The sequence below is a fragment of the Pedobacter sp. UYEF25 genome, assembly GCF_054061655.1.
Genome location: NZ_JBSSEL010000018.1, coordinates 84218 through 90824, shown reverse-complemented (window position 1 = coordinate 90824; position 6607 = coordinate 84218). Strand labels below are relative to the sequence as shown.

Sequence of the window (6607 nt, the reverse complement as noted above, 5' to 3'; positions counted from 1 at the left end):
TCGTAGTCGGCGAGGTACCAACGCCCTGCTTTGGTCTCAAAAAACGGTTGTTTTTGTGAGATTATTAAATTTTTGCTTAACGAATAATAAGTGATAATAAAACAGCTTTATGTTCCCTATTGCTAAGTAAACAATCAAATTATTATATAGAAACACTTTTATTTAAATATGTCTCTATATCTTGACGTCTTATAAATAGTATTGGTTAAAGAAGTCTTATGACACGTGAAATGTATTAACTATTTAATTGACTTCTTTATATTATAACATAAAGACATCTGTCTTATTCACTCCAGAGCAAAAGGATTGATATACAAAACTAAAAGAGGTAGAGCTTCAAGATGGAGCTGTCTTTCAGATGAGTAATGTCGATAGAAGAGGAATTATATCTAGTAAAAATGCTCTAATTGTTTCTCCGTTGTTAGATGGTGGAATTTCTTATTTATTGATGAATGGTTTAAACGCTCTAATTGGAAAAGAGGGTGATGAATTGAAGTCTAAAGACTATGGGAAGGGATACGAACGAGCCTTTAGAGACGTGAAATTCCAGTTTATCAAGGATAAGAAGTTGGAGATAGATGTTGATGCCGAGCGGTCAAAAAGTAATGATTATTCTCGCGGCTACAATCGATCAGCAACTTCAAGATAATGTTGCAGTATCCCTTCCTAACCAAACTAGCGTAAATGAGTCGTAGAGAAATCCCTCACTTAATTGAACCTGGCAATGAGAACAAATAAGAGAAGCTTGGGGCGGATAAGAATTTAATAGCGATACAAATAATATTGAGGGGTGAATGTTTATCTTAGATTAAAGAAATCATGTCTTGTAGAAATAGATGAACAGTTAAAACTTTCTGTTTTTTAAAATATCTCGAGCAATATCAGCATCACTATTTTTATAATCTTTAAAGGGATTAGCTTTTTTTATGCTGTCGGCTTTAAGTTTAATTGCCATCTTCTCGGTTCGAAGATTAGCCTCAGATTCAGTAATTTTCTCTAACTGTTCGGTTTTTCCTCTAAAATTCATTTTAAGCTTATTGTAATAATAGTATAATCTAATCTCCTGACCCATAGTCATATATTTTTGCTTTTCATTATACACTAAGGGAATGTCTGACGCTATATTTTTATTTGTAACCTTAGCAAAATAGTTTTCACCTTCCTTATAAATAGTTACCGGTGCGCTAATACTATCATTAGGATCACTCGCCGCCCAAATTCCGAGATAATTGTCTGCTTCTTTGTTTGAATTACAACCTGCAACTATTGAAGCCATGGTTAGAATTAGGAGTGCTATTTTTTTCATGCTAGTTTATTTTTCTATATAAAATTACAAAATATCCTTAAAGATATCATCAGCTGCTTTATCGAGCATATCTACCTTTCTCAAATTTTTTATATAGCCTTCAGTGGTTGATCGTTTCGAGTGCCCCAATAGTTGTTGAATTATTGCCATATTCCCGCCGGTACTTTCATCAGCGAGTACTGCGAAAGAATGCCTAGCAATGTGCGTTGAAAGATTTTTAGATATTCCTGCCATTTCAGCTAGAATTTTAAGGTATTTATTTATTACAGTGGTGCAAGATTCCTTATGCTTTGTTCGTGCTTTTTCATTGTCATCTGCAGATTTTTTGGAATTCGATGTAAATTTCCAAAAGGGAAATAGTTTTTGATATTTTCGGGCGCTATACTTAAGCACTATAACTCGAGCGGGCAAAATTAATGATAGGTCATAATTTGTATTAGTTTTAAAACTCCTATATACAAACCGGTCATCTTTAAAGTCTTCAGACGTCGCTTGTAACAAGTCGCCAACCCTAACTCCTCGTAAGTAGACCTGAAGAACAAAAAAGTCTCTTACAGCTTCTATAATATCATTAGTAGGAAGTGTTAAATTAATTATTTTATCAAGTTCTTCCCTGTCTAATTTTGCCTTAATTTGTTCTACCGAGGATTTCTTATACTCGTTGACTTCGGCATTTATATTCTTTTTCCCATATTTCCGAATTGTAGATTTAATTCTCGATATCTTTTTATTGATGGTGTACCCGCTATTGGCTTTTGAAAGCCTTAAGAAATTAGCGAAGCCGTCGATCCAGTCTTTATCAATTCTGTCTAGCCTGATGTCTTTAAAATCTTTGACTTGCGTTTTAATAATATCATATTGGGTCGAAGTAGCAAATTTCTTAGAAGCCTCTAATTTTGATATCTCTAATTCCAGACCATCAACTAAAGAAACCGAGCTGTTTTCTTCAAATATTTTACTCGAGATTTCTCTATCCTCTTCATTTGCGAGCAAAATCGCCTTCTCATAAAAGCTAAGTTTAGAGTTTATGAGTTTGTTAATTTCAAATGCATTTGGTGATACAGACTTCACCCGAGCTTGGCTTGAATCCCAAAATTTTGGCAAGCATTTATGTATGACCTTTTTGAAAGTTTTCCGATTATCTATAATTTGGAAAACAATTGGGTGAGATCCATCAGCATAGATTTTATTCGTTGATAATATTACTTTTATAGAAGCCATTTTGGTGCAAACATTGGTGCAAACATAGTGCAAACATTTTAGATAAATGTTCGGTTGATAACGTATGTAAATATAAGCAAAAGCGGCTCTAAATGCAAAAAGGAAACGTATTTGATACGTTTCCTTTCAGTTGTTTTTGATAATGTGGGAAATGAGGGGTTCGAACCCCCGACCCCCTCGGTGTAAACGAGGTGCTCTGAACCAGCTGAGCTAATTTCCCTTGTTTGTTTTGGGAATGCAAATATAGTGCTATAAAGTAATCTTCCAAATATTATTTCAACTTTTTTAACTAAATAGATCTTCCAGTATTTTATGTGATTTAATTTCACCAAATGATGCTGTATGTAATTGGTAGTAAATCAATATTTTATCTAAGATTACACGCCGCTGGACGTTAGATAAAATGATTTCTGAAGATTTTTCAATTGGTCTTTTATACAGCAAAATAAATGGTTCAGCGTTTAATTCGGTTATGTAATGTGCATGTATCGGTACTTTAGATACAAATTCTCCCTCTTGTAAATCAAAATAAATTTGGTCTTTTCGCTGCTGCTCGTTGGGCGAAAATCCAAGAAAACGGGTAAGTTTAAGTAAAAATGCCAAATGAAAGTTGGGTCCGGCTTTTTCGGTTTCGTCAAACCAGCAAAGCCCATTAAAAATAAAGTCAAATAAATTTTCGTCAGGCACTTGTTGTCTGATGCTTTTGTACAATACCTCATTTATAAAAATAACAATAGTTGTTTTTAACAAATCATATGGTATGCTTTTAAAAACTGGCGAGGGTCTCAATTCTGAAACTCTTTGTAGATTATCGTTTGATTTATGATAAACGATCATATCTAATAAATGTAGCGGCTGCAACATGTTCATTTTGATTTTAGCTTTTGGACGCTTAACGCCATTAATCAAATAGGACTGTGTGCCAAATTTATCGGTTAAAATCTGTGCTACGATGCTAGAATCACCATAATTTGTGGTTTTTAATACAATACCTCGCACCTTCTGTAGCATGACCTAACAAACATTTTTTCAAAAGTATGTTATTTGGGGAAAATAAAATGGGCTAAAAGATTTTCTTACACTACAAAAATTTTATTTTTGCGCTAATCTTTAGAAATTAAATAAGCACAGCATGTGGGGTAAGCTATCCAGATTTATACTTCAAAACCGTATTGTCATCATTCTTTTTTTTGTACTAGGTACAGCTTTCATGGCTTGGCAGGCTAAAAATGTTAAGCTTTCCTACACAGGTGCAAAAATTCTACCGATAACCGACAGTGCATATGTAAAATACATACAGTTTAGACAGAAGTTTGGAGAGGATGGAAGTGTTATGGTGCTCGGAATTAAGTCTCCGAATATTTTTAACAGAGCTGTTTATAACAATTGGGTTAAGCTCTCAAATGATATAAAAGGTTTAAAAGGCATTAAGCAAGTGCTTTCTTCCGGCCATATTTTCAGATTGCAGAAGGATACAATTAATAAAAGATTTGTTCTGGTTCAAATACCTGCGGGTTTGGTCAAGACAGATGTAGAGATGGACTCTATTAAAAATTTACTTTACTCATCTCCGTTTTTTGAAGGACTTGTGTACAATAGATCTAATGCCACACTTATGGCCATTACTTTCGACAATAAGGTGCTAAACACGGCTAAGCGAGATCCCATATTAAAACAAATCGAAAAGAAAGCGATCGAGTTTCAGAAAGAAAATGGAATGGATGTGCACATTTCCGGTCTTCCATACATCCGCACGGCCGTTAGCCAATTGGTTAGTAAGGAGTTTGTACTGTTCTTAGGGCTTTCTATTTTGGTATCCGCAATTATTCTATTCATTTTCTTCAGAAAGTTTTACGCGGTGTTTTTCCCAATTTTGGTCGTGGTCATGGGCGTCATTTGGAGCGTCGGTACATTGGTTTTATTCGGGTTCGAATTGACAATTTTAACTGGCTTAATTCCTCCGCTTATCGTAATCATTGGCATCCCGAATAGTATTTTGCTGTTAAATAAATACCAAAAAGAATTAAGGAAAGACGGCAATAAGGAACGTGCATTGTCTATAACCATAGAGCGTATTGCCATTACAACGCTCATAGCTAATGTTACTGCAGCTATTGGATTCGGTGTGCTGTATTTTACCGGAAGCGAGCTTTTGATGCAATTTGGTAGTGTTGCTGCAATAAATGTTATGGTAACTTGGTTGATGTGTTTGTGTTTGATTCCAATTATATTTAGTTATCTCCCAGCGCCCCAAATTAAGGAACAGAAGCACATAGAGGAAGGCGTTTTACATAAGCTTTTAGTAAAAACGGATTACTTCGTTCAACACAAGGCTAGTTGGATTTATGGCTTAACCCTCTTTATAATCCTTGTAGCCACTTTTGGGGTAACTAAAATTAATGTAAACGGGTATGTAGTAGATGATTTGCCAAAAAGTTCCAAGATTTTAACCGATCTTAAATTTTTCGAGAAAAATTTTGAAGGCATATTGCCACTTGAGGTTAGTGTCGATACCAAAAAGAAGAATGGGGTTTTTAACTTGACCAATTTGAAACGAATCGACAAGATGGAAAGGATGATTGCAGCATATCCCGAATTTTCTAGGTCGATTTCCATTAACGCCGGTTTGAAGTACGCCACGCAAGCCTTTTACAATAATGATTCCGCCTACTATCGCTTGCCTGATAATTTCGAGAAAAACTTCATCTTATCTTATATTGCAAACGGAGGTAAAGGGAACGCAAGTTTATTAACTAATTTTGTAGATAAGGACAAGGAGCGCACAAGAATTAGTTTTCAAATGGCAGATGTAGGCTCAAAAAAGCTCGATGTGTTGCTCGCAGAACTCAAGCCGAGAATTGATAGTATTTTGCCTCCTAAAAAGTTTGATGTTACCCTAACTGGATCGAGTATTATATTTAGCAAAGGCACAGATTATATGTTAAAGCATCTTTTAGAGAGCATTAGTTTAGCCATTGTGCTCATCTCGTTATTAAGGTTGGCCCAATTTAAAAATTTAGGCATCATGTTCATCTCTCTATTGCCAAACATAGTTCCTTTAGTAATTACTGCCGGAATAATGGGTTATTTTGGCATATCCTTAAAACCCTCAACCATTTTAATTTTTACCATAGCCTTTGGACTTGCCTCAGACCAAACCATTTACTTTCTAACGCGATATCAACAAGAATTTAGCGCTACCAATTTTAGCGTTGCTCACGTGATAACTGATACCATAACCGAAACTGGCGTTAGTATGACCCATATAGCACTCATCTTATTTTTTGGATTTGGGATATTTACAGCGTCTACATTTGGCGGTACCGTAATTTTAGGCTTGCTGCTTTCCATCACACTGATCGTCGCATTAGTGTTTAATTTAACACTTTTGCCAGTGCTTGTGCTTTGGCTCGATAAAAATAAAATTAGGAAAATATTTAAAGCGGAAGAACCTGCACGCAACGCAATAGGTTTTGATGATTAACGATGAGGCATCAAACTAAAAAAAAAGAATTGAAATCTTAGTATAATCACACATCCAAAAAATGATGAATGAAAAACTTCAAAATGAGGTTTTTGAACACTATTGATTTTTAACCTTCCCTGTGTATTTATACTTACTCTTCGGCAGGCGTTGGCATCGTATCTTCTGGAACGTCAATCTTCGGATCAGTGATAATGTCTACATTTCCATCATTGTCTTTCTTCGAAAATAGAATTGGATACATTACCCAACATGCGCCTATTATAAGAAACAGTCCGGCAATTTCTTTCAAGTAATAGTTGTGTTCGATGCCAGAGGCTTCTAAAACTTTGCTAGCTATGTATGCCAGAACTCCAAATACGATAAGTATGAGCGGGCGTTGCAATCTTAAGAGCTTTATCATTTGTACTATTTTTAGCAAAAGTAAAAAGAAAATAACAATTGCGCTAACGAATAAGTTTTAATGCTTTTAAGATAAATTGATTGTTTGGCCTTGAGGTCCAAATTAGGCTAAAAGCCTTCGAAACAATGACATAACGATGCTTTAAAGATTCGTGTTTGGCGCATTATTTACGACAAAATTTCTTAAATTTGCA

At 35.0% G+C, this 6607-nt stretch carries 6 protein-coding genes and 1 tRNA gene; 2 read left to right on the top strand and 5 right to left on the bottom strand.

From position 1 onward, the window contains the following. The first annotated feature begins 358 nt into the window (after positions 1-358). On the top strand, positions 359-649 hold the full coding sequence (locus ACVWYG_RS15615) for a hypothetical protein (protein ID WP_457271343.1): 291 nt from the start codon (positions 359-361) through the stop codon (positions 647-649). Positions 650-844: 195 nt separating this feature from the next. Here ACVWYG_RS15615 and ACVWYG_RS15610 read toward each other — a convergent pair whose 3' ends face one another. The 4 genes from ACVWYG_RS15610 to recO form a co-directional block, all read right to left on the bottom strand. Then, complete coding sequence (locus ACVWYG_RS15610; RefSeq protein WP_457271341.1) at positions 845-1306, bottom strand: hypothetical protein; 462 nt, start codon at positions 1304-1306, stop codon at positions 845-847. 24 nt (positions 1307-1330) lie between these two features. Next, entirely contained in the window at positions 1331-2527 is a 1197-nt protein-coding gene (locus tag ACVWYG_RS15605; RefSeq protein WP_457271339.1) for a tyrosine-type recombinase/integrase, read from the bottom strand. A gap of 145 nt (positions 2528-2672) precedes the next feature. Next, positions 2673-2747: transfer RNA gene (locus tag ACVWYG_RS15600), tRNA-Val, on the bottom strand. Between the two features lie 65 nt (positions 2748-2812). After that, positions 2813-3538: a DNA repair protein RecO gene (gene recO / locus ACVWYG_RS15595; RefSeq protein WP_457271337.1), complete on the bottom strand. Its 726-nt coding sequence runs from the start codon at positions 3536-3538 to the stop codon at positions 2813-2815. Positions 3539-3659: 121 nt separating this feature from the next. Here recO and ACVWYG_RS15590 point away from each other — a divergent pair, with 121 nt between their 5' ends. Then, entirely contained in the window at positions 3660-6011 is a 2352-nt protein-coding gene (locus tag ACVWYG_RS15590; protein WP_457271335.1) for an efflux RND transporter permease subunit, read from the top strand. A 133-nt stretch (positions 6012-6144) separates the two neighbouring features. Here the strand turns inward: ACVWYG_RS15590 and ACVWYG_RS15585 are convergent, their stop codons facing one another. Beyond that, the gene (locus ACVWYG_RS15585; protein ID WP_457271333.1) at positions 6145-6414 is read right to left on the bottom strand and encodes an isoleucyl-tRNA synthetase; all 270 of its coding nucleotides are present in this window, start codon (positions 6412-6414) and stop codon (positions 6145-6147) included. Positions 6415-6607: the final 193 nt, after the last annotated feature.